Genomic DNA, 26,443 nt, shown 5'->3' with positions numbered 1-26,443 from the left:
TTTAGGTTGTAGTTTTTTTATCAATTCTTTCTCGTTTTCGCCCTCAATCAAACGATTAAAACTATATCGTTTTGCACTTTCGAACGTACGGATCAAAGTAATTAAAGCTTCCGTTTGTTCTTTTGTAATAGAATTGATTTTACAAGTACGTGTTGTTTTCATCCTTTCCCCCCCTTTTCATCACCTGAAAATATTATAGGTTGAATTCTGTAAAATATAAAACCTGTAATTGTAAATTTTTATAGATTCTTATTTACTGTTATTACCTCCCTTTACAATAAGAAATCCTTATACTCTTCATACAAAAAACAAAAACGTGACACACTATAAAATACGCTATACTAAGCATTGAAAGGAGGTCTTTTTCATGTCCATTAATTTTCACGATGCAAATAATAAATACACATACGCACAGCGAAACGCCCATATTTCTTGGGGTGAAATGATCAAAAGTATTACAAATATACAAAACAAGCAAATAATCGATATCGGCTGTGGTGGCGGTATTTATACGAAAGAACTCGCCTTTATGGGAGCAAAAAGTGTTGTTGGGCTTGATTTTTCAAAAGAAATATTACAGGCAGCAAAAGAAAATTGTAGCGGTTTTCCAAACATTTCTTTCATTCATGGTGATGCACATAGCGTCCCATATCCTAATGAAACATTCGACATTGTGATTTCGCGCGCAGTGATTCATCATTTACAAGACATTCCTACATTTCTAAGTGAAGCTTCTCGTATATTAAAGAAAAACGGTGTACTCATTGTACAAGACCGCACCATTGAAGATTGTACAATTCCAGGAAGCCCCGAACACATTCGTGGGTATTTTTTCTCCATCTTTCCAAAACTTATTGGAATAGAAGCAAAAAGGAGACCAAAAACCACCACGATACAACAAGAATTACAAAAATATTTTCTTCACGTGTTTCCCACTCAAACACAATGGGAAGTACGCAAAATACATGATTCTGTAGAAGCATTGTTACAAGATTTATCACCTCGAACAGGTCGATCCATTCTATACGAATTAACAGATCATGAGCTTTCTCAACTTCTACAACAGGTCCAGACCGCCTTACAAAACACCTCTCCTATCATTGAAAGAGATCGGTGGACAATTTGGAGTGCCATGAAATTGTAAGGAAGGAAGCCTCACAAGATAATGTGAGGCTTCCTTCTTTCATAATCTAATTTTGCAACACTCTTGATACCCTCCACTTCTGGCCTGTGCACTTCCACACTTCGGACATACTAAATATCTAGACTGACTTGTCAACAAACTACCTTTTTGAAAGAGTAAAACTTCTGCTTGTTTAAACGAACGCGAATAATATAACCACATAAAACCAATTATAGCAATAATGCCAAATAATACTCCCATCGCAAGCATTTCAGTCACCTCTTTTGGTTTGTTCTTTCCAGCAAGTGGATTGTTGTATTATTCTCTGTAAATTTAAACAATACCTTCTTTACTCCTATAAATATCAACTTTCTCTACAATTTTTACAATTCTCTACAAATTTTTACTCCCGTTTTACAATCCAACATTCCCTTCACATCAACGAATATCACATTGAATACTTCCGTATGTAAATATGCCTTTCAAAAAATATATTGACTTTCAAAAAAAAACATGCAACAATACTGTCAGAATACTTGAATAAAAATTCATTGACGAGAACGAGTACGTTATAGGACTGTCCCCCAGAGAGTTGGCGAATTGCTGAAAGCCAACGTTCAGTGCGTAGCCGAAAATCATCTCCGAGAAGTAGAACCGAATGTTACAGTAAGTTCTTACCGGCTGTCCACCGTTACAAGGAACACGTATCATGTTGTACGTTGTAAAGCCGTATACATATAGACTCATTTCTACATGTATAAATTAGGGTGGTATCGCGGGTAAATATAACTCGTCCCTTTCTTTAGGGACGAGTTTTTTGTGTTCTTACAAATGAATTTAAAAAAGGAGGAAAAACAATGAACACTGTATCAAAAAAACACATTTTTTTCACGGGTCTTATGCTATTTTCTTTATTTTTTGGGGCAGGTAATTTAATTTTCCCTCCCATGCTTGGACAAAATGCAGGTGAAAATTTTTGGCCGGCAATGATTGGATTTTTACTAACAGGAGTTGGTTTACCCTTATTAACTGTTATTGCAATTTCTTTATCAGGAAACGGTATGCAACAACTCGCAAGTCATGTTCACCCATTATTCGGAATTTTCTTTACTGTAGTTGTATACATCGCAATCGGTCCTTCTATGGGAATTCCACGTGTTGCGAATGTCGCTTATGAAATGGGCGTTAGTTCCTTCTTACCAGAAACAATTCGCTCTAGTAACCTAGCACTATTTTTATATACGGTCGTCTTCTTCGCTATCGTATTTTGGCTTAGTTTAAATCCATCCAAACTTGTCGATCGCATCGGAAATATATTAACACCTATTTTATTACTTTCTATTTTCTTATTATTTGTTAAAAGTGTATTTACACCACTCGGGCAATCTGGACCAGCAATGCAAGAGTATCAAACTTCTCCAATCTTCAAAGGCTTTATGGAAGGATACTTAACGATGGATACCATTTCTGCACTTGCATTTGGAATTATCGTTGTAAATGCCATTCGCTCTAAAGGTGTAAAAGATCGTAAATCCATTGCCATCGCAACAGCGAAAGCAGGACTTATTGCCGCTACTGGTCTCGTACTTGTATATGGTGCACTTGGCTGGCTCGGTGCAACTAGCGTCTCTCTCGGATATGCAAAAAATGGCGGACAATTACTTACTGTTATCGTACAACAATTATTCGGTCCATACGGTTTACTGCTATTATCTCTTATCGTTACACTCGCTTGCTTAACGACATGCGTTGGACTTGTATCTGCATGTAGTCAGTATTTCTCAACCTTATTAACTACATTTTCATACAAAATGTTCGCGAGCATCATTTGTGCATTAGGATTATTAGTTGCCAACTTAGGATTAACAAAAATTATCGCCATCTCTGTTCCAATTCTACTTGTTGTATATCCAATTGCAATTGTTCTTGTTCTACTATCATTACTTCATAAATATTTCGGTGGATATCGCTCTGTTTATGTAGGTGCTTTAATTGGAGCAGCATTCGTAAGCGTATTTGATGGATTAAAACAAGGTGGTATTTCAGTTTCATTTATCACTCCATATTTTGAATTCATCCCTTTATATAATGAAGGAATCGGCTGGCTCATACCAGCATTAGCCGGAGCTCTTATCGGCCTTATAATCGCTAAGTTAAGCGGTGCGAAAAAAGTGCCCTTACTAAACGAATCTCATGAAGTAAAAGCATCCTAAAAAAACTCCCTTTCGGGAGTTTTTTACATTTGAAAAGCAGTATGGTTAAAACTACTTATTTTATAAGCTTTCGTATAATAGTCGATATTTGTATCCACTGTTTCTACTTTGACAACATCGTAGCAATCTTCTTGTTTCACTAAAAATAAATAGTACTCTTCTGTCGCCTCAACAATTGCAATTTTATCTGTTTCCACATTATATTTTTCACAAAGCGCTTGCAATGCGTTCACATAATCCCCTAATTTTTTAGACTTATCCATGCCAAATATAGTTTGAACTAACATATACATTCTCCCCTTTGTATGTACTGTTAACAACTTAATGATAACGCTTACATCAATTAACGTCAATAAAAAGATTTGGCACAAACTAATAAGCAGTGGAGATAACCCCCACTGCCTAAAGTTTCACTTTATCATTTCGTCAATTGATGTCTAAACGCATAAATAACCGCCTGCGTACGATCACTTACATTTAATTTATTTAATATATTACTTACATGTGTCTTTACCGTTTTAAGTGCAATAAATAGCTCATCCGCAATCTCTTGATTACTTTTCCCCTCTGCAATTAATAACAAAATTTCAGACTCTCTTTCTGTTAACTCCTCATGCAAAGGTTGTTCTTTCTTCTGACGCATACGAGACATCATTTTACCAGTAACTTTTGGCTCTAATACCGTTTCTCCATCATAAGTAGCTCGTACAGCGTCTGCTATATCACTCGCTCTTGATGTTTTTAATAAATAACTAGTCGCTCCCGCCTCAATAACAGGATACAATTTCTCATCATCTAAAAAGCTCGTTACAACTACAATTTTCGCTTCTGGCCATTCCTGAATAATAGCACGTGTTGCTTCAACCCCATCCATCTCGTCCATGACAAGGTCCATCAAAATAATATCTGGTCTTAATTGCAAAGCTAACTCTGAACCTTTTCTTCCATTTTCAGCTTCTCCAACTACTTCAATATCTGGTTGCGTTGATAAATATGCTGATACACCCATTCGAACCATTTCATGATCATCAACTAATAATACTTTTATCATGACTCTCCCCCTCTCTCAATCATAATCGGTACTTTCACTTCTATTTGTGTACCTTTATTTGGAAAACTAAGTACTTTTAATGTACCACCAATTTCATGAACTCGCTCTTGCATTGATCTTAAGCCATACGAACCAGCTTTATTAACCCCTACTTTAAAACCGACACCATCATCAATAATTTTCAATATTGCATATTGCTCAATTTTGCGTAGACGTACTTCCGTTTTCTTTGCTTTCGCATGCCTTAAAGTATTAGACAGCGCCTCTTGTACAATACGGAATAAATGATCTTCTACACCCTTTTTTAATTGAATTGGTTCAATTAACCATTCAATTTTCATATGTTGCTTTCTAGACAGTTCTGTTAATAATTCTTCTATACCCTCTGTTAGTTTCTTGCCTTCTAACTGCACTGGGCGTAGATGAAGAAGCAATGCTCTCATTTCTGACTGTGCATTTACAACCATATTTTCAACAAGCTGCAACTGCTTTTTCGTCATTTCTGGAATTTCAGCTACTTGTTCATTAATAGCCGACATCATCATTGACATTGCAAAAAGCTGCTGACTTACAGAATCATGCAGCTCCCTCGCTAATCGATGCCTTTCCTGGGAAATCGCTTCTTGTCTCATCTCTTCATTCCAATGAGCTCGTTCATTCGTTACTTTTTGAAAGAGTCCAGCTTGCTCCTCTAATCGACGAGCCAAAACGATTACTTTTCGTTCCACTTCATGAAATTCATCATCTGCCGTAAACGAAACATCGCTCGGAAAATTCCCTCGCTCTACTTCAAATAGAAACGTATTTAATCCTTGTATACGCTGCTCTATATAGTAACCGATTGCATATCCTACAATTCCCCCAATAAGTAAACTTGTAGTCATAATAAACAAGCCAATTGGAACAGAAGCGATGGATTCCTTCCATAATAAATCATACACTTGTTGCTCGCTTTTCCATACATATACAATTGTACAAATAAGTGCGATACTCACAGAGGACAACATAGAATAACGAATATACATCCACGAAATATTTTTTTGTTTTTTCATTATACTTTCCTCACTTCCGTATCGCCTACGACAAGCGAAGAAATAATTTTAATACGACGAGGAGCCTCTTTATACTGCTCTGTTCTAAATGTAACATTGCGGTTAAATCCTGTTTCTTCATGACCTGGCAGAAGCACACGTCCGACAAGAACAGAATGATTTAAAGACAGTTCAATATCATATGGCACATATAAACGGATATTACCAACGACACCGCGAATAACAATTACCGTCTCCCCTTCTGGGATCATAGCAGTTGTTAAATCTATTTCCACATCACAAGCACCATATTGAACATTAATATCCTCAAGTTCATAAATATGATCCATCATTCGTATATTCCCTACAAACATATTTTTTAAATACGGTTCTGTACGATATATTTGCTTCTCTTCGTCTATAATCCCTTTTTCTTTAATTTCAACCTTCATTGCTTTTTGCTGATGTCCTTGTTGAATCAGTTGATAACCAATTAAAGCTAAACAAGCAAATACGACAAGAACAAATGCTGCTGAAGAAAATAAGAAGAATAAAAATACGATACCACCAACAAATAAAAATACATTTCCCCGTACGTAACGATTCTTTTTACGATAATGCCTTCCAAACATAAGCATAATAAATGCAAAAATGAGACCACCTGGTTCAAAATGTCCAAGTATCATATCAAGAAAAAGACCGAATCCAAATATGATGAGGAGCATCCCCATTAATTGTGTTTTTGAAAAATGCTTCTTCATTTCAGCTCCCCCCTTCTTTTCACATATACATAGAAGAAAAGGCATTGCTTTCCAACACCTTTTCTCCTATCACTATATCATAAGCCTGTTTTATAATATACTACTATTATTTTGTTAACTCTTTCGTTAACGATACATCATTCTTTTCTTTCATTTCACGCTCAAGCTTTGCAATCTTCATATCAAATGTGTCACGTTCATGCTCCTCATTTATACGAGTTTCTAAGTCACGAATATGATCATCAATTTCTTCAAAACGTAAGAACGGATTGTTTTCATCCATTTTATGCATCGCTGTATTCATACGACGATTTGCATGTGCCATATTTTCACGCGCCATTAGTTCCATACGCTTTGCGTGCATTTCTTTTAATTTGTTTTTCATTTCAGAAAGACGACGCTCTAATTCATCGATTTGCTCTACAACACCTGCATACATTTCTTCTAAACGAGTTACTTGCCCTTCATAATAAGCTACTTCTTCTAATGCACGTTCGTGTAACTGTAATTCGCCTGCTTCTTGAGCGATGATAGCCTGTTTTGATCTTTTATTAACGAAATAACGTGCTTGCTCAAGCTCACGAGCAAAATTAGATTTTAATGTTTTATGACGCTGAATTAACTTCTCAATTTTTGTTGTTTCACGCTCACTATCGCGTAAATATTGGTTTAACATAGCGATTGGATTTTTTCTTTCTTTCTCATCTAACACATTATGAAAATCTGCTAAAATTGCATCGCGTACACGTCCGAATAAAGATTGTTTCATTATAATCTTCCTCTCTTCTACTTTATAAATTTAATTTGATTTTTATTATTTTTTTATTAGTTTTTCATTAACTTGTTCCACTCATCTTCAAAGTTGCTATATGGTTTAGAACTTTCTGGTGCAGAATCAACAACTACATTTTTTTCTTTTTTCCACTCACGGTATCCGTAGTATAAAACTACTAATGCTGCGATACCGATTAGTGCTGGGGAATGAGAAAGGGCGATGGACAAGCCGATCAAACCAACAATACCCCAAGCTAACTTTCCAAAAAATGATTGTGCTCGCACAAATGATTTATAGCTCCAGTACACAACTCCTGCTCCAATTGCGAACCCTATAATACCAGCAAGACTGCCAAGAGCAATTAAAGCTAAAATACCAGCCGCGATAAACGCTAGAAATTGTTTCATCTTGTGCTTGCCTCCCTTCGATTTGATACTCTTATCTTAACTATTTTTTCATCTTTCCATAACGAGCTTAAGAACCGTTTTTAACTCAGACTTAAGACCGAGTCGCGTTCAGCCTTTTGTAAAAACTACGATTGGATAAGCTGATTCACTTTTTTATCGCACATAAAAAGCCGTACAGAGAATATTCTCTGTACGGCTTTCGTTACGATTCATAAACTTCATTTTTCATTATGCTGTTTTATGATACTCTTTCTTTCCCGTCACTTTAGAAAACCTCGGGAAACCAATTAATATAGAAATGACTCCACATACTCCAACTAAGATTGGATAAAACGCATATGGTAACAATTCAACCGGAGATAACGCCGCAAATCCTGCTGCTGTTAACATTTGGGCACCATACGGAATTAATCCTTGCACACAACATGAGAAAAGATCTAATACACTCGCTGATTTACGAGGATCAATTTCATATTGATCTGCAATGTTTTTCGCAAGTGGGCCTGTAAAGATAATAGAAATCGTATTATTCGCTGTACACATATTCGTCATCCCCACTAAGCCAGCGATACCGAACTCTGCTCCTTTTTTCGAACGAATGTTACGCGTTAAAATATTCATTAAATATTGAATGCCACCATTATATTGAATCAGTTCGACCATACCGCCAATTAAAATAGCAAGTAATACTAACTCCATCATACCGCCCATTCCAGTCGTTACACTTTTAAAGAAACTCTCTAACGTGTAACTTCCATCTAAAAGACCGATAACGCCGGATAATACAGTCCCACCAGTTAACACAATAAGTACATTCCAACCAAGTAGCGCTGTAATAAGTACTCCTGCATACGGTAAAATCTTTATCCAGTCAAAGCTATGTGCTTTAACCTGCGTATCGCTTCCTAAAGTAATGATTACTAATAATACAATTGTAATAATCGCTGCTGGCAATACAATTAAAAAGTTCGTTTTAAACTTATCTTTCATTTCTGTTCCTTGTGAACGTACAGCTGCGATTGTTGTATCTGAAATAAATGATAAATTATCACCAAACATCGCTCCGCCAACAACTGTCGCCATCGTAAGTGCAATTGAGATATCAGTTTGCCCACTAATACCTACAGCAATTGGTGCTAATGCCGCAATTGTTCCCATTGAAGTTCCCATCGCTAATGAAATAAATGCCCCTATAACAAAAATTCCAGCTACGATAAATCCTTGCGGTAAAATGGATAACGCTAAGTTAACTGTAGAATCAACGCCACCCATTCCTTTTGCTGTTTCAGAAAACGCTCCTGCAAGCACAAAAATTAGAACCATAATCATAATATCTGGGTTCCCTGCACCTTTAGCAAATCGTTCTACTTTTACATTAAAGCTTTCTTTACGATTCATTGCTAAAGCGACCCCTACAGCAATTGAAATTGCTACAAGTATCGGCAATTTATAGAAATCACCTGTAATAATTCCAGAACCAATAAATAGCGCCAAAAATATCCCAAGTGGTAATAAAGCCAAACCATTTCCTCTCGTTTCTTTCAAAGTACCATCTCTCCCTAGTTTCAACCTTTTTTTAATGAATAACAAAAGACCTCTTCCAATGAGAAGAGGTCTTATACATCTATAAGAAACGCTCTTCTCATCTTTCAAGCACATGCTTGCTGGATTTGGCACAGCACTCTGAAATCGAGTCCGCTGCCGAGGCATCGTAGGGCCAGTCCCTCCGCCTCTCTTTATAAGAAGGTTTCATATTTATTTTTTAATAATAATTTCTTCCCTAACTTTACTCGCTTACAAAACAAAAGTCAATTATTTTTTGTATAGATTTTTTTGGTAATTATGCAAAAATTTGAATACAATAATCATTTTAACTTTTTGATTTCTTCTTCCAATATTGAAATCCAATAAAATTCACTATTTTTTATTGCATCTATGATCCATTTCGTAGTGTACCAAGCTAACTCATACTCTTCTTTTGTAACATCGCCACTTTGATAAGCATCCTCTAGCTCATCTTCATCCAATATATACATTTTACCGTTTGGTAATAACACTACATCTAAATATAAATCATCAAAATAAGGTAAACCACGATCGTCTATTTCATATTCTTTCGCCACATCAATATAATATTGCACTAATTTTTTCTGATCATCTAACATAGCTGTAATCGCAAAGTTTTTCCCGTCTACGAAATATTGAATCCACGTATACTGATTCCCCGCAATACAAAGTTCTTTACCATCATATTCTTTACAACTAGGTTCTCTCACCTTTTTTATTTCCAGTATTCCTAGCATTCCCTCTTCTATTTGCTTAACTGTATAATCTTTCTCTATTAGTCGCTTCCACGAAGAACCGTCACCATATTTACGTTTCATTACGTCCGCTTCCCTTCTATATAGAAAAGCCCCCACATATTATGTGAGAGCTTGTTCAAATTATAATTAAGCTGCTTGCTTATTAGAAATCTCTTTCAAATAGGCCTGTCCTTTTTCAGCGTCATACTGACCTTCCCACTTAGACATAACTACAGCCGCTAAAGAGTTACCTACAACGTTAACTGCTGTACGAGCCATATCTAAAATACGGTCAATACCAGCGATGAAGGCTAAACCTTCAGCTGGAATACCTACTGTACCAAGTGTCGCTAATAATACAACGAATGATACGCCAGGTACACCCGCAATACCTTTTGATGTAAGCATTAATACAAGTAATAATGTAATTTGTTGTGTAATGGATAAATCAATACCGTACATTTGCGCTAAGAAAATAGCTGCAATTGCTTGATATAAAGTTGATCCATCTAAGTTAAATGAATAACCTGTCGGAATAACGAAAGATGTAATTGCCTTCGGACAACCGAACTTCTCCATTTTCTCCATGATTTTCGGTAAAACTGTTTCTGAACTCGCTGTAGAGTATGCTAAGATCAATTCGTCTTTTAAAATCTTAAAGAATTGGAAAATGTTAATTCCAAATATTTTCGCTGTAATCCCTAATACGACTACAACGAAGAAAATCATTGCTCCGTATACTACAATTAATAATTTCCCTAATGGAATTAATGAAGAAAGACCAAATGTAGAAACTGTGACTCCAATTAGTGCAAACACACCAAATGGTGCAAATTTCATAACTTGGTTTGTTACGTAAAACATTGCATCAGCTACACCTTGGAAAAATTGAAGAACCGGTCTTCCTCTTTCACCAATTGCCGCTACACCTAAACCAAATAATACAGAGAAGAAGATAATAGCAAGCATATCTCCGTCAGCTAATGACTTCATAATGTTCGTTGGAACAATATTTACAAATGTATCTGCAAATGAATGACTTTGTACTTGCTCTGTCGTATGTGTATATTTTGAAATATCTGTCTTTGTTAACTGCTCCATATTTACGCCTTTTCCTGGTTGGAAAATATTCGCAATCAATAGACCGACAATAATTGCAATTGTTGTAATAATTTCAAAGTAAATAATTGTTTTTCCGCCTAGTCGGCCTAATTTTTTAACATCGCCAACACCAGCAACCCCAACAACAATACTTGCTACAACAATCGGTACAACGATCATTTTAATTAATCGGATGAAAATATCACCAATTGGTTGTAAGTAACTCACCACTGCCGGATTGCCAAAGAAAATCGCCCCAACTGCAATACCTAGCGCAAGTCCTATTAATATTTGCCATGCAAGTCCTATTCTTTTCATATTTGTTGTAACCCCCTCTTCGATGTGTCACTCTATCTCTCATTCTATCTCTATAAAACTTGAAATTAAGAGTATTACATATTATTCGACAATTCACTACATTTTGTCCCTGTTAAAAATCATAAATCAAAATTTAAAATCTGACAACAAAATAAGTTTGCCCGAACGCAAATAATTTTCTTGACAAAAACAAAACCCATGTCAGAAAACCTCACATGAGAACGATTCCTTATCAGTGTTTTATTGGATTTCTATCTACTAATTAATTATATAAAACAAATATTTTTTCCCTTTATTTTACAACAAAAACCAAAAAATACATCCTTGTTACACGAACAAAAAAGTGCATCCAACATGACAATTATCATTAAAAGATGATAAATTCCGACAAAACTTAGCAATTTTATAAAATTTTCTTTACATTATGATTACAACGATAGACACTCTTCTTCTTATGATATATAACATTCATAGGGAAAGGAGCCAGACAACCATGAAAAAGAAATTTGCAGCGTTTAGTGTTTTAGCAGCAGGAACGATTTTTGTTTCTCCGCTACTTTCACCCGTATACGCTGAAACGAATCAAGATAAATTATCTAATATTCAATCTGAATTAGAAGGAAAACAAAATGACTTACAAAATAAATCAGCTGAGAAAGACCAAATAGAAAAAGAAATTCAAGAATTACAAAAGAAAATTGACGATTTAACTACTTCTATTAATAAAAACGAAGCTGAATTAAACGATACAAAAAAAGAAATTAGTAAAACACAACAAGTAATTGCTGAAAAAAAGAAACATATAGAGCAATTACAAACAAACATAGATACGCGTCAGGAAGTTATTAAGCAACGTTTACAATCTATGCAAGAAAAACCTCGTACAAATATTATTACAGAGGTAATAACAACTTCTACAAATATCGCTGATCTTGTTGATAATATGTACTCTGTAAGCTTAATTTTAAACAACGATACTGATATTGTGAAAAAACAAACAACTGATCAAAATGCTGTAACGAAAGAAAAAGAGGCTGTTGAGAAAAAAGAGCAGCAACTAAAAGAAGCTGAACAAAAATTAGTTCAAAAACAACAAGAGTTGCAAACGAATCAACAACAGCAGCAAACATTTATTAGCGATCTACATACGAAAGTAGCAAAAGTAGATTCAGAGATTGAAGGGTTAGAAGAATCTAAAGGTATTTTAGAAAATCAGCGTCAAGCCGTTCAAAAAGCAATTGAAGAAGAAAAACGTGCGGAAGAAGCTCGTAAGGCTGAAGAGGCACGTAAGGCAGAGGAGGCTCGCAAACAAGCTAATACATCTGCTCAAACAGCTCAAGCAGCTCCAACACCACACGATACAAATATTGGCGGTTTTATTAAACCAGCAGCCGGATCAAAAACTTCTGGATTTGGTGTGCGCTCTATAGATAACCATAAAGGAATCGATATCGCAGCTTCAGGAACTGTTCCAATTATAGCCGCTGCAGATGGCGTCGTTATTCGCTCAGAATTATCATCTAGTTATGGAAATGTTGTGTACTTATCTCACCGTATAAACGGAAAAACATACACAACAGTATATGCTCATATGAGTAGCCGTTCTGTATCAAATGGACAAACTGTAAAACAAGGTACTCAACTCGGATTTATGGGGAACACTGGCCAATCATACGGACAACATTTACACTTCGAGCTTCACCTTGGAGAATGGAATGTCGGCAAAACAAATGCAGTTGATCCATCTCCTTATATCGGATTATAGAAAAAAACTCGGTGCATACCGAGTTTTTTATTTATACTTCACACAATATAGGCTTTCCACATAGACTAAAACTAAATGCCTATAGTTTACGGGGTGATCAACTATGAATACACAATTGCTACAAGAAATAGAAGAAGCTAGAGAGACGTATATCGGCCGGATATTTACGTTTGGCGGTTCAGCGTTATTTTTAATCGGATCATTCTTCGCAGTCGTCACAGCCTACAAAGCATACAATCGCTTATTAAATACACCTCCAACACAATAAAAAGACGGAGAATTCTCCGTCTTTTTTTATGCAAACATTTTAAATACGCCTATCGCATTTAAAAATACAATAATTACAGTTACCGGAATAACATAACGAAGCAAGAAGAACCAAATGTTAAATAATGTTTTCCCTTTCGTTTCCGTAACTTCTAATTCTTTCATTAGCATTTCTTTACTCATTTTATTTGGTACGAATAGCGAGATGGCTAGTACGCCAAGCGGCAGTAATACATTACTTACCGAAAAATCGACGAAATCAAAGAATGTCTTACCAAATATTTTCACATCACTCATAATTCCAAACGATAATGCTGACGGGATTCCAACTGCAAAAATAAGAATACCAATTAATAATGATGCTGACGGACGCTTTTTCTCATTATCTTTCGCAACAGATGCTACTACAATTTCAAGCATAGAAATCGCAGATGTTAACGTTGCAAAGAAGAATAAAACTAAAAACATAATGAAGAAAAATTGTCCAAATGGTATTTTCGCAAATACTGCTGGAAGGACGATAAACAGTAGTCCTGGTCCTTCAGTCGGCTTAACGCCTAATGCGAAAATCGCCGGGAAAATCGCTAATCCTGCAAGCACTGTAATAAAAACAGTTAAACTTACAATAGATGTTGCTGATTTAGCTAAATGTTCTTCTTTCTTTAAATATGAACTATACGTGACCATTACTGAAGCACCTACTGTTAGCGAGAAGAACGATTGTCCCATCGCGTATAAAACCGTATCTGCTGTCAGCTTTGAAAAATCTGGTTTTAAGAAGAACTCTACCCCAGCAAAAGCACCATCAAGTGTTAAAGCACGAACTATAATCGCAATAAACAAAATAAATAATAGTGGCATCATATACTTACTTGCTTTTTCTATCCCTTTCTCGACACCTTTACTTACAACAAAAATAGTGCAAAGCATAAAGATAAATTGCGCTCCAATCGCGCTTACTGGATTTGAAATTGTTTCACCAAATAATTTCCCGTAATCAACAACACCATTCCAGAAGCTTCCTGTAACACTATAATATAAGTACAGTAAAATCCATCCACCTACAACACTATAAAAAGATAGTACACTAAAACAAGTAACAACTCCCATACGACCAATCCAAGGATATAACTTACTATTTGGCACCAATACTTTATATGCTGTCACTGCCTCTTTTTGCGTACTACGGCCAATAACAAATTCAGCTAAAAGAAGCGGCATACCTATAAATAAAGTTAATAGTAAAAATACAAGGAAGAATGCGCCTCCCCCACCATTACCTGCAACATATGGAAATTTCCATATGGCACCAAGACCTACTGCGGCTCCGGCTGCTGCGAGTACAAAGCCTATTTTCGACGTCCATTGCTGTGTTTCTTTCATCATAATTTCTCCTTTTCTGAATATTTAAACTTTTATCAATTATACACTTTCATTTCATACTCGCACACCTCCTTTAGAAAATAAAAAAGTCCCCTACACGCAAATATGCATGTAGAGGACGATATATGTAATGTAAATACCGTGGTACCACCTCAATTGGATTGATAAATCCCACTTGTTCAAGTACAGGAAACATTCCGATACTCTATCCTTTTAACGGCGGAACCCGGGTTGCCTACTACAATGTTCAACATACCTCTCGCAAGCCCATTCTGTATATTTTATCGTACCGGGCTCACACCTTACCCCAGCTCTCTGATCGTATCAAATATACGTACTCTTCTTGCTCATCGATTTTATCTATTGAAGTTACTTGTGATTATAAATTATATTTTTATAGTTGTAAAGTACAATTTCTTCATTATCCTATATGAACTCTTCTCTCTAATTCTTGTAAAAACAATTCTCTTTTTTGTTCATTTTGAACATATACCGACTTTAATACTTCTTGCAACAATATATTTCTCTGCTGTTTCTCTATTTGTAATTCTTTCACTTTAATTCTAACTTCGTATAAAAAATCAAGATATGATTCATACGCCTCATCATATTTATTTGCGATATCATCACGAATTTTTTTTGCAAGTTTCGGACTCGCTCCTCCAGTAGAAACAGCCACATTCAGTAATCCACGATGAATCGCCGCCGGAAAATGAACATTCCCACTTTCCGGGTTCGTAATAACATTTACTAATTGATTCTCTGCACTATCTTCAGCAACTTGTTCATTTAATACAGCATCACCACTCGCTGCAACAACTAAAAAAGCACCTTGAATATCACTTTTTTCATACTCCCTTTGATACCAACGAATTTGCTTTTCTTCCACAAGTTTCACTAAATTCGCATCCAATTCAGGACTTATCACAATTATATCCGCACCTTGTTTTAATAAAGGAATAATTTTGAATCCCGCGACTTTTCCTCCTCCAATGACAACAACACGTTTCTTCTCAACTCGCACTGTAAGTGGATACATATTGATCTCCCTTCAATAATTTCTTCGTTTTCTGAATTAACATATATTGAAACGCTTCATTCTTTCCTAAATACGGACTTATTTTTATCTCATCCGACTCATATTGGCGCACTTCTTTTTCAATATGTTTCATAAGTAAACCGGTAAATAACAAGTAAGGCAGCACAACAATGTTCTTTTCTTTTCGTTCTACAACTTCCTTTAACTTCTCCTCAAATTTCGGCTCGGCAGCTGCTAAATAGCAAACCTCTACTTTTTTAATTTTCTCTTCCGTTTGAAATAAAGAAGCGATCCAGTTTATATCCTTTAATACTTCAGGATCGCTACTCCCTCTTGCAACGAGAAGTAACGTCACTTCATTCGTCTCTTCCTGTTCGATCCCACTTCCGTTATACACTGATTTAACGAGTGTTTCTGATACACCAAACGGATTACCATAGGTCACTTTAACACTTGAAAATTGATTATTTAACTTTTCTAATTCAAACGGGATATCTTTTTTCACGTGACCTGCCGCTAATAGAAAAACCGGAATAACAATAATCTCTGTAGCACCACGGTTCACACATGTACGGAACCCTTCATCAATAGTTGGACTCGCTAACTCTAAAAAACAAACTTCTTGAATACTTGCCTCTACACGATTCATACATGACGTAATAAATGCAACCGCTTCTTCTTTAGCTGCTTTCAAACGACTTCCATGACATATATATAAGATGGCTTTCATTTTATAACACTCCGCTTACTTGATACGTACTTTCAGTCTGCTTCTCAAACCAATGGATTTTTTCTCTAAAACGGACCACTTCTCCAATTACAATCATGCTCGGATTTTGAATTTGTTCTTTTTTCGCGACATCTACAATTGTTCCTAGCGTCCCGACAACTGTGCGCTGCATAGAAGTCGTTCCCCTCTCAATAATAGCAGCAGGCGTACTTGTATCTTTTCCATGTTTCACCAGTTGTTCACATATGTAGGGCAAATTACTAACCCCCATATATACGGCTAACGTCTCTACACCTTTCGCTAAATGTTCCCACTTCACTTCCTCTTCAGCATCTTCTTTCCTATGCCCCGTCACAATAGCAAAACTTGCACTCGCATCACGATGCGTCACTGGAATACCAGCATAAGCAGGAGCAGCTATTCCAGCTGAAATACCCGGAACAATTTCAAACGGTACACCTTGCTTCGCTAATGCTTCAGCTTCTTCTCCCCCTCTACCAAATACAAATGGATCCCCGCCCTTTAGCCTCGTTACAACTTTTCCTTTTTTCGCGTATTCAATAAGAAACGTATTAATTGTCTCTTGCTTCATCGTGTGATAATTTGGCAGTTTTCCGCAATAAATTAAATCCGCTTCAGGCTTTGCGTATGAAAGCAACTCTTTATTTACGAGACGGTCGTATAAAATAACGTCTGCTTTCTCAATACATTTCAATCCTTTCACAGTAATTAAATCTGGATCACCAGGACCTGCTCCAACGATATAAACCTTCCCCATCATCTCTCCTCATTTCTACTATTAAAGTGAAACTTCCATCCTTATATACGAATGGAAGTTTTCATCATCTCCTATTACCTGTTCTCTACTCATGAATAACAAATGCCGCACCTTTTCGAATCTTCTTTTTTTCAAATAGAGAAATTTCCTTTACTTCTGGCAGCGGTAAAAAATGCTTTTCAAGCTCCATCTCCGCGAGCTTAAATGCCTGTTCTTCACTTTGAGCAACGACAACAATCGGAACAATACTATTCACTAACACGGCTTCAAATCGATATAAATCCATATTGTCCCTCCTAAGACGCTAGTACTTCTTCTAACACGGTATTTAACGCTATTTGTAGTGTGTCTACACCGATACGACCAACAAAATCATAAAACGTTTCAGCTGGTAATTTATTCTCTTTGAAATAACTTATAAATGATGCAAGTACATCAGGTAGATCCTCGCCATCTATTTTCCCTTTTAACTTTTGATTGTAAGCACCGCCATCTAACAACGTTCCACCTACGTATATTTCAAATGCTTCAACAATCCCTTTTTCCTTCGTTTTCATTTTCACCCCTTGTAATCCAATGTCAGCAATTTGACGTTGACCACATGAATTCGGGCATCCTACCATATGAATACGAACCGGAACATCGAGTGCAATTTGTGTATCTAAGTATTCGGCGATTTTGCGTAATCTTTCTTTCGTTTCTACTAATGCAAGATTGCAATATTCAATACCAGTACAAGAAACCGCATGACCAATAAACGATTTCGGACTTGCTGATATTGCTTCAAACAATGGTTCATTTAATAAACCCGTTACATTTTCTGGCGGAACATTCGGAATAATAAAGTTTTGCGAGTTACATGTGCGAATTTGTCCATTTCCATACTGCTTAGCAATTCTCGCAATTTCAAACATTTCTTCTGCATGTAGACGTCCTACTGGTACATTAAAACCTACATATTTAAGGCCATCTTGTTTTTGATCTTGAACTCCATAAAAGTATCCCGCATTCCAGCCTTTTAGAGCACTTTCCCCTTTACTTTGCAATGGTCCTGTATACTCTATTAGTTTCTCTTTAAATTTCTCTGCTCCCCAGTCTGCAACAAGAAATTTCAAACGAGCTAAATGACGTTTTTCACGGTATCCAAAATCACGGAATATCGTAGCAATCGCAATCGCTACCGCCTTCACTTCTTCTGGTAAAACAAATACATCTAATTCATCAGCTAAATATGGACGAGCTGATAATCCACCGCCTATTTTTATATGAAAACCAACTTTTTTCTCACCATCTATTTCTTTCGTAGCAGGTGTAAATGCCACACAGTTAATCTCTGCGTTCGCTGAATTATAAATGTTAGAACTAATAGACATTTTAAATTTACGTGGCAAGTTAGAAAACTCCTCATTATGTTGGAAATAGTCGTATACCTCTTTCACAATACCAGTTGTATCAAACAGTTCATTTGCATCAATGCCAGCAAGTGGATTCCCTGTAATATTACGCGTTATATCACCACAAGCCCCAGCTGAAGATAACCCAACCCTTGCTAATCTTTTAAAAATATCTGGCATTTGATGGATTTCTAACCAATGAAACTGAATCGCCTGTCTTGTTGTAATATCTATTACGTCACGCCCATAATCCTCAGCGATAGAAGCAAGCACTTCTGCCTGCGCATTCGTAATAATCCCTGAAGGAATATTTACACGCATCATAAAATAACCAGCTTCTTTCGGTCTTTGTAAATACAAACCTGCCCATTTGAATGCGTCCCACTCTTCTTTCGGAATAGATTCGAAGCCATTCTCTGCATAGTAAGGAATATCATTAAAGATTTCCAATCCATCTTTTTTTAATTTATTTTTCTCAGTCTGATTTAATTTTTCATTGTTAGCCCATACTTTTTCATAACTCATTTTTTAATCCCCCTATATAAAACTACGCTCTTGTAAGTACTTCACAATTTGCTCTGCACATTCTTCAATAGAATACTTGTGCGTTTCTACAATTAATTCTGCTTGTTCTGGTTCCTCATACGGCGAATCAACACCAGTAAACTCTTTAATATCGCCTTGTCTTGCTTTTTTATAAAGCCCTTTCGGATCACGCTTCTCACACTCTTCAATTGGACACTTTACAAACACTTCTATAAACTCATCTACCGCTAATAAATCCCTAACTTGTTTTCGGTCTATTCGAAATGGTGAAATAAACGCTGTAAGAACAACAGTACCTTGATCTACAAATAGCTTCGCCACTTCGCCAATCCGTCTTATATTTTCCATACGATCACTTTCAGAAAAACCTAAGTCTTTATTTAAACCGTGGCGTATATTATCACCATCTAGTACATAGTTTCCAATATTCTTTTCAAATAGTTTACGAGCAACCGCGTTCGCCACCGTAGATTTACCTGAAGCTGATAGACCAGTAAACCAAACTACAAAACTATGATGCCCATTTTTTACTCTTCTCTCATCTTTTGAAACAGATGCTGTATGCCAAGTAATATTTGTATCCATCTCATTCTCTCCCTATTCTGTTACTACTTCTTTTTTCAAACCTTTAATTAGCACTTCCACTACTTCTTTACGACTAAATGTACTCGGCGGAACCTCACCGTTTCTTAATAGTTCTCTTACTTTTGTACCTGATAAAATGACATGATCCTCTTTTCCGTGCGGACATGTTTTCGTGGAAGCCATCGCTTCACATTTCGTGCAGTAAAAACTATGTTCAAAAAATAGCGGTGTAATCCCTAACTCTTCCACTGTAAAGTTTGTAAAGATTTCTTGCGCTTCATAAGTACCGTAATAATCTCCTACCCCAGCGTGGTCGCGCCCTACGATAAAGTGAGTACATCCAAAATTCTTTCTAACTAATGCATGAAATATCGCTTCCCTCGGCCCTGCGTAACGCATTGCTGCAGGAAATACACCTAAAAAGACACGATTTTTCGGATAATAGTTATGAAGTAATACTTCATAACTTTCCATCCTTACATCAGCAGGAATATCGTCCGACTTCGTTTCCCCAACGAGTGGATTCAAAAAGAGACCGTCTACAATTTCAAGAGCAGATTTTTGAATATACTCATGAGCACGATGTACCGGATTTCTCGTTTGAAATCCGACTACTGTTTTCCAACCACGTTTTTTAAATTCTTCTCTCGTTTCAATTGGATCTAAATGATAAGAAGGAAACTGATTATTTTCAAATCGTTTCGTAAGAATAATCGCTCCACCGACATAAACGTTCGGTCGTTCATATAATTTTTTCACTCCTGGATGAGCCTCATCAGTCGTTTTATATACAAGTAATGCTTCTTTCTCTTTATCAGGTACAAAAATATCTTCTATTTGAATGACACCATATACATTTCCGCTATTAACAAGCTTTACTTCTTCTCCAGCCTTTAGGCTTTCTGCCACTTCTTCCGTTACCGGTAATGTAATTGGTATACTCCATACGCTTCCGTTTGCTAAGCGAAGCGTTTCTACAACCGAATCATAGTCCTTCTTTCCTAAAAAACCAGTGAGCGGGCTATATCCCCCTGTCGCTAATAGCTCTAAATCACTTAACGCAATGTTGTCTAGCCCAATTTCTTTTTCGATTTGTGATACGTCGTATGTCTCGTCTATAAGGTTTACTAATTCGTTTCTTGTACTCATTTTCTATACCCTCTCTTAGCTTTATTTTCAAATTCATCTTATTGGTAATGAAGACCACATTCTGTTTTCACTTTCCCGGCCCATCTACCATCCCTCGAATCGCCACCCTCTCCTACAGGTAACGTACACTTCTCGCACCCAATACTTGGATATCCAATATCATGCAGCGGGTTATACGGCAAACTATGTTTGTATACATATCGCCATACTTCTTTCCACGTCCAATGAATGAGTGGACAAACTTTAATCGATTGAAAACGATGATCTTGATTTATAAACTTTGTATGCTTACGTGTTTCTGATTGTTCCCTCCTTAAGCCCGATATCCATGCTTTTTCCGCTGCTAATGATTTTTCTAACGGTAAAATTTTCCTGATTTTACAACAAAGGTTCGGATTACTTTCCCATAATTTCTCACCATGCAACTTCGCTTGTTCATCAAGTGTAAGTTCCGGCTGTTTTTCTATAATATTTAATAAAGGAAATCGTTCCCGCACTTTTTGAATTAATTCATACGTTTCGCGAAAATGAACATTTGTATCTAAAAATACAACTTTAGCAGATGGATTTACTTGGTTTATAAGGTGCAGTAATACCATTCCTTCTACCCCAAAGCTACATGCGTATACAATTTCACTTTCATATTCTTTATAAGCCCAACTTAAAACAGATAGCGCGCCTTTTGTTTCATCTTCTTCTGAAAATGAAACATTATTTTCTTCCCACGTTTCATACGTCAACATGTTTTTTCCCCCTGTAAAAGCAAAAAGGCGGTTTTAACCTAATCAAAATAGGTTAAAACCGCCTCTAGTTTTTCTAGTCAGCGCTTTTTACTTTAAACGTACCTTTTCACTTTTCTCTAATTGAATGACTTTTCCATCTTGCACAACAATTGTAATTGAACCATATTTCATATCAGCAAGCATCGCTTCAATTTTCTCAGACACTTCCTCAAAATGTTCCCGTACACTCACGCGAACAGCCCCCCTTTTTATTCATAAAAAAAATCTTTCCCATTTCGAAAAGACTGTTCGGTAATATATTTTACCTTATCTTTCAAAATGGATTCCATTTTGCTGGATTTAGCACCTTGCTTTCTATAAGCAGGTTGCCGAGCTTCTTCGGGCCAGTTCCCTCCGCTTCTCTTGATAAGCTTTGTATTTGTATTTTATCACAATTCTGATTTTTTTCAATCCTAGTTTTCCGATATATTTTATTTATTTTATTTTTATAAAAAAGGAATTGCCCATTCGAACAACTCCTTTTTCCCATTTACACAAGTTCTTTAATACGTATGCGATCGTTCCCAATAATATTTTCATATGTTTCGCGCTCTACAACAATTTGTGATGTACCGCCTTTCGCGAAGACAACAGCTGGCCTACGAATCCGATTATAATTATTTGCCATCGAGTACCCATATGCCCCTGTACAAGAAATTGCTAATAAATCGGCAGAAGCAACTTTCGGTAGAGTAATATCCCAAATTAACATATCTCCACTCTCACAACACTTCCCAGCAATCGAAACGACTTCCTCATTCTCATCATTTCCTCGATTCGCTAACATCGCTTCATAACGAGCGTTATATAAAGCAGGTCTTAAATTATCAGTCATTCCACCATCCACTGATACATATTTCCGAATACCAGGAATATCTTTCACAGATCCAACTGTATAAATTGTCGTTCCAGCATCACCTACAATACTACGGCCTGGTTCAATCCATATTTCCGGCAAGGGATAATTACATACTGTAAACTGTTCCCTCACTGCACTTGTTACAGCTCGCACATATGTCTCAAGAGTTAATGGTGTATCTGACTCTGTGTAGCGTATTCCGAATCCTCCGCCCACATTTAATACTTTTACTACATAGTTCGCTCTCTCTCTCACTTCTTCTAAAAATTGATGAAGAACTTCAATCGCTCGAACAAATCCAGCCGTTTCAAATATTTGCGATCCGATATGTGAATGAATTCCTAACACATCATAATTTGATTTTTGTAAAGCAAGCTCAATTGCTTGCATCGCTTGACCATTTGAAACTCCAAACCCAAATTTCGAATCATCTTGACCTGTTGTAATATATTCATGTGTGTGCGCCTCTACTCCAGGCGTTACACGGATTAATATGTTCACAAATTTCCCATGTTGCACTGCTAAATCATGCAAAATTTCTAACTCTAAGAAATTATCGACAACAAAACAACCAATATTCGCCTGAAGTGCCATCACAATCTCTTCTTCTGTTTTATTATTGCCGTGAAAATGAATACGCGATGCTGGGAATCCCGCTTGAAGCGCAGTATATAATTCCCCTCCAGAAACAACATCTAACGACATATTCTCTTCACGAGCTACTCGGCACATCTCCATGCACAAGAACGCCTTGCTTGCATATGCTACTTGATAAGAGAACCCACTTTCTTTAAAAGCACGATGAAACGCGCGGCACTTTCCTCGAATAGACTCTTCATCGTATACATAAAGTGGTGTTCCATATTGTTTTGCTAGCTGCGTCGTATCGCACCCTCCAATTTCTAAGTGTCCTTGCCCATTGATTCGGCTTGTGCCGTGTAAATACATTTGAATTCCTCCCTTATTTCCTCTAAAACTCATAACCCCAATCTTCTATTCATTGCAGCACGCTTTTAGATAGACAAAAAACGCGCGGAACAATGTTCACACGCGTTTCTTATTAGGAAAAATATATATTGAAAAAATAAACGAGTTGTTATCTCCTCAAAATAAGAAACCGCATCAACATCTCCAAATAGCTCTCCATAAAAGAAATCTTATGACAGTACTACATTTATTCAATGTAGTCCCAATATATGAATAAGATGGTTATTCTTATATTTCGGCAATAGTCCCTTTCAACCTATGATCACAGATTCCATTAAATCTCCCATAGCTTACTCTTTCCTATTGCGGCCTCTACCTTTGAGAGTAGATGAGGTAAGTCTATTTAATTTTCAAACATCTAATTGTTGCTATTAACAATACCAAAGGACCATTTTATTTGTCAAACAATTTTTTATATTGTTTTTTTACAGTTTAATTTCGTATCATTTGGTAAGCGCTTTACTAAAATCTTTGTCACTTCCCATTCGCCTTCTTCATTATTAAAAGTAATTGTTACTTTTTCAAATGGCGGAACAATTTTCCCACCAACCTGTTCATATTTCGTCACTTCAATAACCGCTTGAAATAAATATGTACCGCTATATACTTTTTTTAAACTAATAATTTTAGGACATTGATAAGGCTTTAAGCTCCCATATTGTTTTTCAATGGCTTTATTTATTTTCGGAAACAAAACAGAATAAAGGGCATCTTCCATAAGAGGTGCATCATATTGGGCTACCGACACACTTGGTGAAGCAAAAAGTATAACACTACTGCATACTATACAATATAATAATTTTCGCATGATAACCTCCGTATTGTTACACGATTCTTTCTGCACACGATAATAATCATACATAGAAACTCCGTTTTATTGTCTCCTACTGCCCTTTTTCTACTCAATTATTATAAAAAAGCCCACAACTCTCTTTTATTTTCGTATAATGATACTCATAGTATAATAAACATAATAATAAAGGACTGTTCGTATATATAAAATGAGGTGCTAATCAAACCAGCTCACAAGAACGGTCATGCTTTTAGGAGAGGAGTATATTATGCTACAACGTCTGTTTCCAAAACTGCGATTTGCACTCGTTGCAGTCGTTTTATTATGGATAAAAACATATATTGTGTACAAGCTAGCATTTGATATTAAAATCGATAATTTCTTTGAAGAATTTATGCTTTTTATTAATCCACTAGCTGCATTACTTTTATTTTTCGGTTTTGCTTTATTTGCATCTAAACACCGAAACCGCATTATAATTGGAATCAGTTTTATACTGTCCTTTATTTTATTTGGAAATGCAATGTTTTATGGGTTTTATAACGATTTCGTTACATTCCCAGTTTTATTCCAAACAAATAATATGGCTGATTTAGGGACGAGTATAAAAGAACTCTTTACGTACAAAACATTACTTTTATTTGCAGATGCGATTATTTTAATGTTTCTTTCACGTAAATTCCCAGCATTTTGTGACAAGACGCCGCTTTCACGCTCTGAGAAGCGAACTTTCTTTACCGGTGTAACAGCTTTATTAGCACTACAAATTGTTGTTTCCGTTATTTATAAACCACAAATGTTCTCACGCTCATTTGATCGTCAAACAGTCGTGAAAAATTTAGGTTTATACACATATCATCTATTTGATATTACACTTCAATCTAAATCTTCAGCTGAACGTGTATTTGCAAGTGGAGATGGGTTCTCTGAAATTAAAAACTATACAGACTCAAAAGATAAGCAAGTTGATAAAAACTTATTTGGAGCTGCAAAAGGTAAAAATGTTATTTTGATTTCCATGGAATCTACACAAAGTTTTGTTATTAATAAAAAAATAAATGGAAAAGAAATTACTCCATTTTTAAATGAATTTATTAAAGATAGTTTTTATTTCGATAACTTCTATCATCAAACGGGACAAGGTAAAACTTCTGATGCTGAATTTATCGTTGAAAATTCACTTTATCCGTTAGACCGCGGTTCTGTATTCTTTACTCACGCAACAAATGAATATACAGCTACACCAGAGCAATTAAAAAAATACGGATATTCTTCTGCTGTCTTCCATTCAAACGATAAAACATTTTGGAATCGTGATGTAATGTATCCTGCACTTGGATATGATCGTTACTTTAATTTAAATGATTACGTAGGCACAGAACAAATGTCTGTTGGCTGGGGATTAAAAGATAAAGAGTTCTTTGAACAATCGATTCCAAAGCTAAAATCTTTACCACAACCGTTCTATACAAAATTTATTACTTTAACAAACCATTTTCCATTTCTTCTAAATCCCGAAGATCAATATGTTGATGAGTTTAATTCGGAAAGTGGTGTTGTAAACCGCTATTTCCCAACCGTTCGTTACACAGATGAAGCTCTTAAATTATTTATTAAACAATTAAAAGAAGAAGGACTGTATGATAATTCTGTTATTGTCATTTATGGAGATCATTACGGCATTTCAGAAAACCATAATGCAGCTATGGCCCAGTTCCTTGGGAAAGACGCTATTACACCGTTTGATTCTATGCAATTACAACGCGTCCCTCTCATTATTCATGTACCTGGTCAAGAAGGAAAAGTCATTTCTAAAGTATCTGGTCAAATTGATATTAAACCAACGCTACTTCATTTACTTGGTATTAAAACAAATCAATCCGTTGAATTTGGAACTGACTTATTTATTAAAGAAAAAGATCCACTTATGGTAATGCGTGATGGTAGCTTCGTTTCGGAAGAGTATGTGTATACAAAAAACATGTGCTATAAACGAAATACAGGTGAAGAAGCTGACATTTCATTATGCCAACCAAATATTGAAAAAGCAAAAACTGAATTGAAACTCTCCGATAAACTCATTTATGGAGATTTATTACGTTTCGATCCTAACAATCGTTATAAAACTGGAACAATGACAACGAAATTTGAGTAGTACTAGAAGCAACTTTATAAAAGTTGCTTCTTTTTTTACTTATTTTTCAAATCATTCTTCTATGAAATCTTTCACAAATTGGGAATTTCTTTCGTATGAGGAAGAAATTTATGGTATGATAAAATAAGTAAAATTTCATACACTAATT

At 35.9% G+C, this 26,443-nt stretch carries 27 protein-coding genes, 1 pseudogene, 3 riboswitches and 2 other annotated features; of the genes and pseudogenes, 5 read left to right on the top strand and 23 right to left on the bottom strand.

Annotation, left to right across the window (positions count from 1 at the left end):
• A pseudogene (locus FOT98_RS22035) lies at positions 1–162 on the bottom strand (hypothetical protein); the annotation flags it as partial.
• A 205-nt stretch (positions 163–367) separates the two neighbouring features.
• On the opposite strand from FOT98_RS22035, the gene FOT98_RS22030 reads away from it, so the two are divergent.
• Positions 368–1,144, top strand: a complete 777-nt coding sequence (locus FOT98_RS22030; RefSeq protein WP_063261961.1) for a class I SAM-dependent methyltransferase — start codon at positions 368–370, stop codon at positions 1,142–1,144.
• Between the two features lie 39 nt (positions 1,145–1,183).
• On the opposite strand, the gene FOT98_RS22025 is transcribed toward FOT98_RS22030, so the two are convergent.
• A complete protein-coding gene (locus FOT98_RS22025; RefSeq protein WP_061678630.1) occupies positions 1,184–1,393 on the bottom strand; it encodes a hypothetical protein in 210 nt (69 codons plus the stop codon).
• 272 nt (positions 1,394–1,665) lie between these two features.
• Positions 1,666–1,924 (top strand) — a binding site (T-box leader).
• Between the two features lie 56 nt (positions 1,925–1,980).
• Here FOT98_RS22025 and brnQ3 point away from each other — a divergent pair.
• A complete protein-coding gene (gene brnQ3 / locus FOT98_RS22020; protein ID WP_063261960.1) occupies positions 1,981–3,336 on the top strand; it encodes a branched-chain amino acid transport system II carrier protein BrnQ3 in 1,356 nt (451 codons plus the stop codon).
• A 23-nt stretch (positions 3,337–3,359) separates the two neighbouring features.
• On the opposite strand, the gene FOT98_RS22015 is transcribed toward brnQ3, so the two are convergent.
• The 9 genes from FOT98_RS22015 to gltP form a co-directional block, all read right to left on the bottom strand.
• Positions 3,360–3,698: a DUF3922 domain-containing protein gene (locus FOT98_RS22015; RefSeq protein ID WP_144291146.1), complete on the bottom strand. Its 339-nt coding sequence runs from the start codon at positions 3,696–3,698 to the stop codon at positions 3,360–3,362.
• A 56-nt stretch (positions 3,699–3,754) separates the two neighbouring features.
• Positions 3,755–4,387, bottom strand: a complete 633-nt coding sequence (locus FOT98_RS22010; protein ID WP_000598709.1) for a response regulator — start codon at positions 4,385–4,387, stop codon at positions 3,755–3,757.
• Positions 4,384–5,439, bottom strand: coding sequence for a sensor histidine kinase (locus FOT98_RS22005; RefSeq protein ID WP_000744332.1), 1,056 nt, complete (start codon positions 5,437–5,439; stop codon positions 4,384–4,386). Before FOT98_RS22005 ends, FOT98_RS22010 begins: the two co-directional genes overlap by 4 nt.
• Positions 5,439–6,179, bottom strand: a complete 741-nt coding sequence (gene liaF, locus FOT98_RS22000; protein ID WP_000716092.1) for a cell wall-active antibiotics response protein LiaF — start codon at positions 6,177–6,179, stop codon at positions 5,439–5,441. Before liaF ends, FOT98_RS22005 begins: the two co-directional genes overlap by 1 nt.
• Before the next feature lie 106 nt (positions 6,180–6,285).
• Positions 6,286–6,948 (bottom strand): PspA/IM30 family protein, encoded by a 663-nt coding sequence (locus tag FOT98_RS21995; RefSeq protein WP_061678633.1) that lies wholly within the window; start codon positions 6,946–6,948, stop codon positions 6,286–6,288.
• A gap of 56 nt (positions 6,949–7,004) precedes the next feature.
• The gene (locus FOT98_RS21990) at positions 7,005–7,361 is read right to left on the bottom strand and encodes a lmo0954 family membrane protein (protein WP_000808634.1); all 357 of its coding nucleotides are present in this window, start codon (positions 7,359–7,361) and stop codon (positions 7,005–7,007) included.
• A 228-nt stretch (positions 7,362–7,589) separates the two neighbouring features.
• A complete protein-coding gene (locus FOT98_RS21985) occupies positions 7,590–8,906 on the bottom strand; it encodes a Na+/H+ antiporter NhaC family protein (protein ID WP_061678634.1) in 1,317 nt (438 codons plus the stop codon).
• Between the two features lie 94 nt (positions 8,907–9,000).
• Positions 9,001–9,106: riboswitch (SAM riboswitch) on the bottom strand.
• Positions 9,107–9,226: 120 nt separating this feature from the next.
• Complete coding sequence (locus FOT98_RS21980; protein ID WP_063261959.1) at positions 9,227–9,745, bottom strand: ribonuclease FAU-1 family protein; 519 nt, start codon at positions 9,743–9,745, stop codon at positions 9,227–9,229.
• A gap of 66 nt (positions 9,746–9,811) precedes the next feature.
• Positions 9,812–11,083 carry a glutamate/aspartate:proton symporter GltP gene (gltP, locus tag FOT98_RS21975; RefSeq protein WP_000821135.1) on the bottom strand — a complete coding sequence of 424 codons (1,272 nt, stop codon included), beginning with the start codon at positions 11,081–11,083 and terminating at the stop codon, positions 9,812–9,814.
• Between the two features lie 493 nt (positions 11,084–11,576).
• Between gltP and FOT98_RS21970 the strand changes: the two genes are divergently transcribed.
• Entirely contained in the window at positions 11,577–12,848 is a 1,272-nt protein-coding gene (locus FOT98_RS21970; protein WP_063261958.1) for a murein hydrolase activator EnvC family protein, read from the top strand.
• A gap of 103 nt (positions 12,849–12,951) precedes the next feature.
• Positions 12,952–13,116 carry a hypothetical protein gene (locus FOT98_RS32495; protein WP_169833828.1) on the top strand — a complete coding sequence of 55 codons (165 nt, stop codon included), beginning with the start codon at positions 12,952–12,954 and terminating at the stop codon, positions 13,114–13,116.
• 26 nt (positions 13,117–13,142) lie between these two features.
• Here FOT98_RS32495 and FOT98_RS21965 read toward each other — a convergent pair whose 3' ends face one another.
• The 12 genes from FOT98_RS21965 to FOT98_RS21905 all read right to left on the bottom strand — a co-directional run bounded on the left by FOT98_RS21965 (position 13,143) and on the right by FOT98_RS21905 (position 24,155).
• Positions 13,143–14,498, bottom strand: a complete 1,356-nt coding sequence (locus tag FOT98_RS21965) for a sodium-dependent transporter (protein ID WP_063261957.1) — start codon at positions 14,496–14,498, stop codon at positions 13,143–13,145.
• 111 nt (positions 14,499–14,609) lie between these two features.
• Positions 14,610–14,858, bottom strand: a binding site (T-box leader).
• A 61-nt stretch (positions 14,859–14,919) separates the two neighbouring features.
• Complete coding sequence (locus FOT98_RS21955; RefSeq protein WP_001973399.1) at positions 14,920–15,537, bottom strand: NAD(P)-binding protein; 618 nt, start codon at positions 15,535–15,537, stop codon at positions 14,920–14,922.
• Complete coding sequence (locus FOT98_RS21950) at positions 15,512–16,267, bottom strand: sirohydrochlorin chelatase (protein ID WP_061678638.1); 756 nt, start codon at positions 16,265–16,267, stop codon at positions 15,512–15,514. The genes FOT98_RS21955 and FOT98_RS21950 overlap by 26 nt, the downstream gene beginning before the upstream one ends.
• A 1-nt stretch (position 16,268) precedes the next feature.
• Positions 16,269–17,045, bottom strand: a complete 777-nt coding sequence (gene cobA, locus FOT98_RS21945) for a uroporphyrinogen-III C-methyltransferase (protein ID WP_063261956.1) — start codon at positions 17,043–17,045, stop codon at positions 16,269–16,271.
• Between the two features lie 85 nt (positions 17,046–17,130).
• Complete coding sequence (locus FOT98_RS21940; RefSeq protein WP_000366917.1) at positions 17,131–17,331, bottom strand: DUF3906 family protein; 201 nt, start codon at positions 17,329–17,331, stop codon at positions 17,131–17,133.
• A 10-nt stretch (positions 17,332–17,341) separates the two neighbouring features.
• Positions 17,342–18,964 (bottom strand): nitrite/sulfite reductase, encoded by a 1,623-nt coding sequence (locus FOT98_RS21935; protein ID WP_063261955.1) that lies wholly within the window; start codon positions 18,962–18,964, stop codon positions 17,342–17,344.
• 12 nt (positions 18,965–18,976) lie between these two features.
• Positions 18,977–19,570, bottom strand: coding sequence for an adenylyl-sulfate kinase (cysC, locus tag FOT98_RS21930; protein ID WP_063261954.1), 594 nt, complete (start codon positions 19,568–19,570; stop codon positions 18,977–18,979).
• 12 nt (positions 19,571–19,582) lie between these two features.
• Positions 19,583–20,719, bottom strand: coding sequence for a sulfate adenylyltransferase (gene sat, locus FOT98_RS21925; protein ID WP_063261953.1), 1,137 nt, complete (start codon positions 20,717–20,719; stop codon positions 19,583–19,585).
• A 38-nt stretch (positions 20,720–20,757) separates the two neighbouring features.
• Positions 20,758–21,462, bottom strand: a complete 705-nt coding sequence (locus FOT98_RS21920; protein ID WP_063261952.1) for a phosphoadenylyl-sulfate reductase — start codon at positions 21,460–21,462, stop codon at positions 20,758–20,760.
• A gap of 87 nt (positions 21,463–21,549) precedes the next feature.
• Positions 21,550–21,693: a YezD family protein gene (locus FOT98_RS21915; protein WP_000116161.1), complete on the bottom strand. Its 144-nt coding sequence runs from the start codon at positions 21,691–21,693 to the stop codon at positions 21,550–21,552.
• Positions 21,694–21,765: 72 nt separating this feature from the next.
• Positions 21,766–21,874, bottom strand: a riboswitch (SAM riboswitch).
• Between the two features lie 117 nt (positions 21,875–21,991).
• The gene (gene lysA / locus FOT98_RS21910) at positions 21,992–23,308 is read right to left on the bottom strand and encodes a diaminopimelate decarboxylase (protein WP_063261951.1); all 1,317 of its coding nucleotides are present in this window, start codon (positions 23,306–23,308) and stop codon (positions 21,992–21,994) included.
• A gap of 180 nt (positions 23,309–23,488) precedes the next feature.
• Positions 23,489–23,670, bottom strand: a riboswitch (Lysine riboswitch).
• Positions 23,671–23,759: 89 nt separating this feature from the next.
• The gene (locus FOT98_RS21905; RefSeq protein WP_180234201.1) at positions 23,760–24,155 is read right to left on the bottom strand and encodes a DUF3888 domain-containing protein; all 396 of its coding nucleotides are present in this window, start codon (positions 24,153–24,155) and stop codon (positions 23,760–23,762) included.
• 253 nt (positions 24,156–24,408) lie between these two features.
• Here FOT98_RS21905 and FOT98_RS21900 point away from each other — a divergent pair, with 253 nt between their 5' ends.
• A complete protein-coding gene (locus FOT98_RS21900) occupies positions 24,409–26,295 on the top strand; it encodes an LTA synthase family protein (protein WP_063261949.1) in 1,887 nt (628 codons plus the stop codon).
• Positions 26,296–26,443 lie beyond the last annotated feature (148 nt).

The organism is Bacillus sp. HY001, assembly GCF_007558965.1.
In the GTDB taxonomy this organism is placed as follows: Bacteria; Bacillota; Bacilli; order Bacillales; family Bacillaceae_G; genus Bacillus_A; species Bacillus_A mobilis.
The sequence above is the reverse complement of the archived record's forward strand: the minus strand, read 5'-3'. Positions and strand labels throughout refer to the sequence as shown.

What these genes read in the sequence shown, in the direction of transcription:
- FOT98_RS22030 (WP_063261961.1), top strand. Translation starts at nt 368, where the DNA reads ATGTCCATTAATTTTCACGATGCAAATAATAAATACACATACGCACAG.
- FOT98_RS22025 (WP_061678630.1), bottom strand. Translation starts at nt 1,393, where the DNA reads ATGCTTGCGATGGGAGTATTATTTGGCATTATTGCTATAATTGGTTTT.
- brnQ3 (WP_063261960.1), top strand. Translation starts at nt 1,981, where the DNA reads ATGAACACTGTATCAAAAAAACACATTTTTTTCACGGGTCTTATGCTA.
- FOT98_RS22010 (WP_000598709.1), bottom strand. Translation starts at nt 4,387, where the DNA reads ATGATAAAAGTATTATTAGTTGATGATCATGAAATGGTTCGAATGGGT.
- FOT98_RS22005 (WP_000744332.1), bottom strand. Translation starts at nt 5,439, where the DNA reads ATGAAAAAACAAAAAAATATTTCGTGGATGTATATTCGTTATTCTATG.
- liaF (WP_000716092.1), bottom strand. Translation starts at nt 6,179, where the DNA reads ATGAAGAAGCATTTTTCAAAAACACAATTAATGGGGATGCTCCTCATC.
- FOT98_RS21995 (WP_061678633.1), bottom strand. Translation starts at nt 6,948, where the DNA reads ATGAAACAATCTTTATTCGGACGTGTACGCGATGCAATTTTAGCAGAT.
- FOT98_RS21990 (WP_000808634.1), bottom strand. Translation starts at nt 7,361, where the DNA reads ATGAAACAATTTCTAGCGTTTATCGCGGCTGGTATTTTAGCTTTAATT.
- FOT98_RS21980 (WP_063261959.1), bottom strand. Translation starts at nt 9,745, where the DNA reads ATGAAACGTAAATATGGTGACGGTTCTTCGTGGAAGCGACTAATAGAG.
- gltP (WP_000821135.1), bottom strand. Translation starts at nt 11,083, where the DNA reads ATGAAAAGAATAGGACTTGCATGGCAAATATTAATAGGACTTGCGCTA.
- FOT98_RS21970 (WP_063261958.1), top strand. Translation starts at nt 11,577, where the DNA reads ATGAAAAAGAAATTTGCAGCGTTTAGTGTTTTAGCAGCAGGAACGATT.
- FOT98_RS32495 (WP_169833828.1), top strand. Translation starts at nt 12,952, where the DNA reads ATGAATACACAATTGCTACAAGAAATAGAAGAAGCTAGAGAGACGTAT.
- FOT98_RS21965 (WP_063261957.1), bottom strand. Translation starts at nt 14,498, where the DNA reads ATGAAAGAAACACAGCAATGGACGTCGAAAATAGGCTTTGTACTCGCA.
- FOT98_RS21955 (WP_001973399.1), bottom strand. Translation starts at nt 15,537, where the DNA reads ATGTATCCACTTACAGTGCGAGTTGAGAAGAAACGTGTTGTTGTCATT.
- FOT98_RS21950 (WP_061678638.1), bottom strand. Translation starts at nt 16,267, where the DNA reads ATGAAAGCCATCTTATATATATGTCATGGAAGTCGTTTGAAAGCAGCT.
- cobA (WP_063261956.1), bottom strand. Translation starts at nt 17,045, where the DNA reads ATGGGGAAGGTTTATATCGTTGGAGCAGGTCCTGGTGATCCAGATTTA.
- FOT98_RS21940 (WP_000366917.1), bottom strand. Translation starts at nt 17,331, where the DNA reads ATGGATTTATATCGATTTGAAGCCGTGTTAGTGAATAGTATTGTTCCG.
- FOT98_RS21935 (WP_063261955.1), bottom strand. Translation starts at nt 18,964, where the DNA reads ATGAGTTATGAAAAAGTATGGGCTAACAATGAAAAATTAAATCAGACT.
- cysC (WP_063261954.1), bottom strand. Translation starts at nt 19,570, where the DNA reads ATGGATACAAATATTACTTGGCATACAGCATCTGTTTCAAAAGATGAG.
- sat (WP_063261953.1), bottom strand. Translation starts at nt 20,719, where the DNA reads ATGAGTACAAGAAACGAATTAGTAAACCTTATAGACGAGACATACGAC.
- FOT98_RS21920 (WP_063261952.1), bottom strand. Translation starts at nt 21,462, where the DNA reads ATGTTGACGTATGAAACGTGGGAAGAAAATAATGTTTCATTTTCAGAA.
- lysA (WP_063261951.1), bottom strand. Translation starts at nt 23,308, where the DNA reads ATGTATTTACACGGCACAAGCCGAATCAATGGGCAAGGACACTTAGAA.
- FOT98_RS21905 (WP_180234201.1), bottom strand. Translation starts at nt 24,155, where the DNA reads ATGCGAAAATTATTATATTGTATAGTATGCAGTAGTGTTATACTTTTT.
- FOT98_RS21900 (WP_063261949.1), top strand. Translation starts at nt 24,409, where the DNA reads ATGCTACAACGTCTGTTTCCAAAACTGCGATTTGCACTCGTTGCAGTC.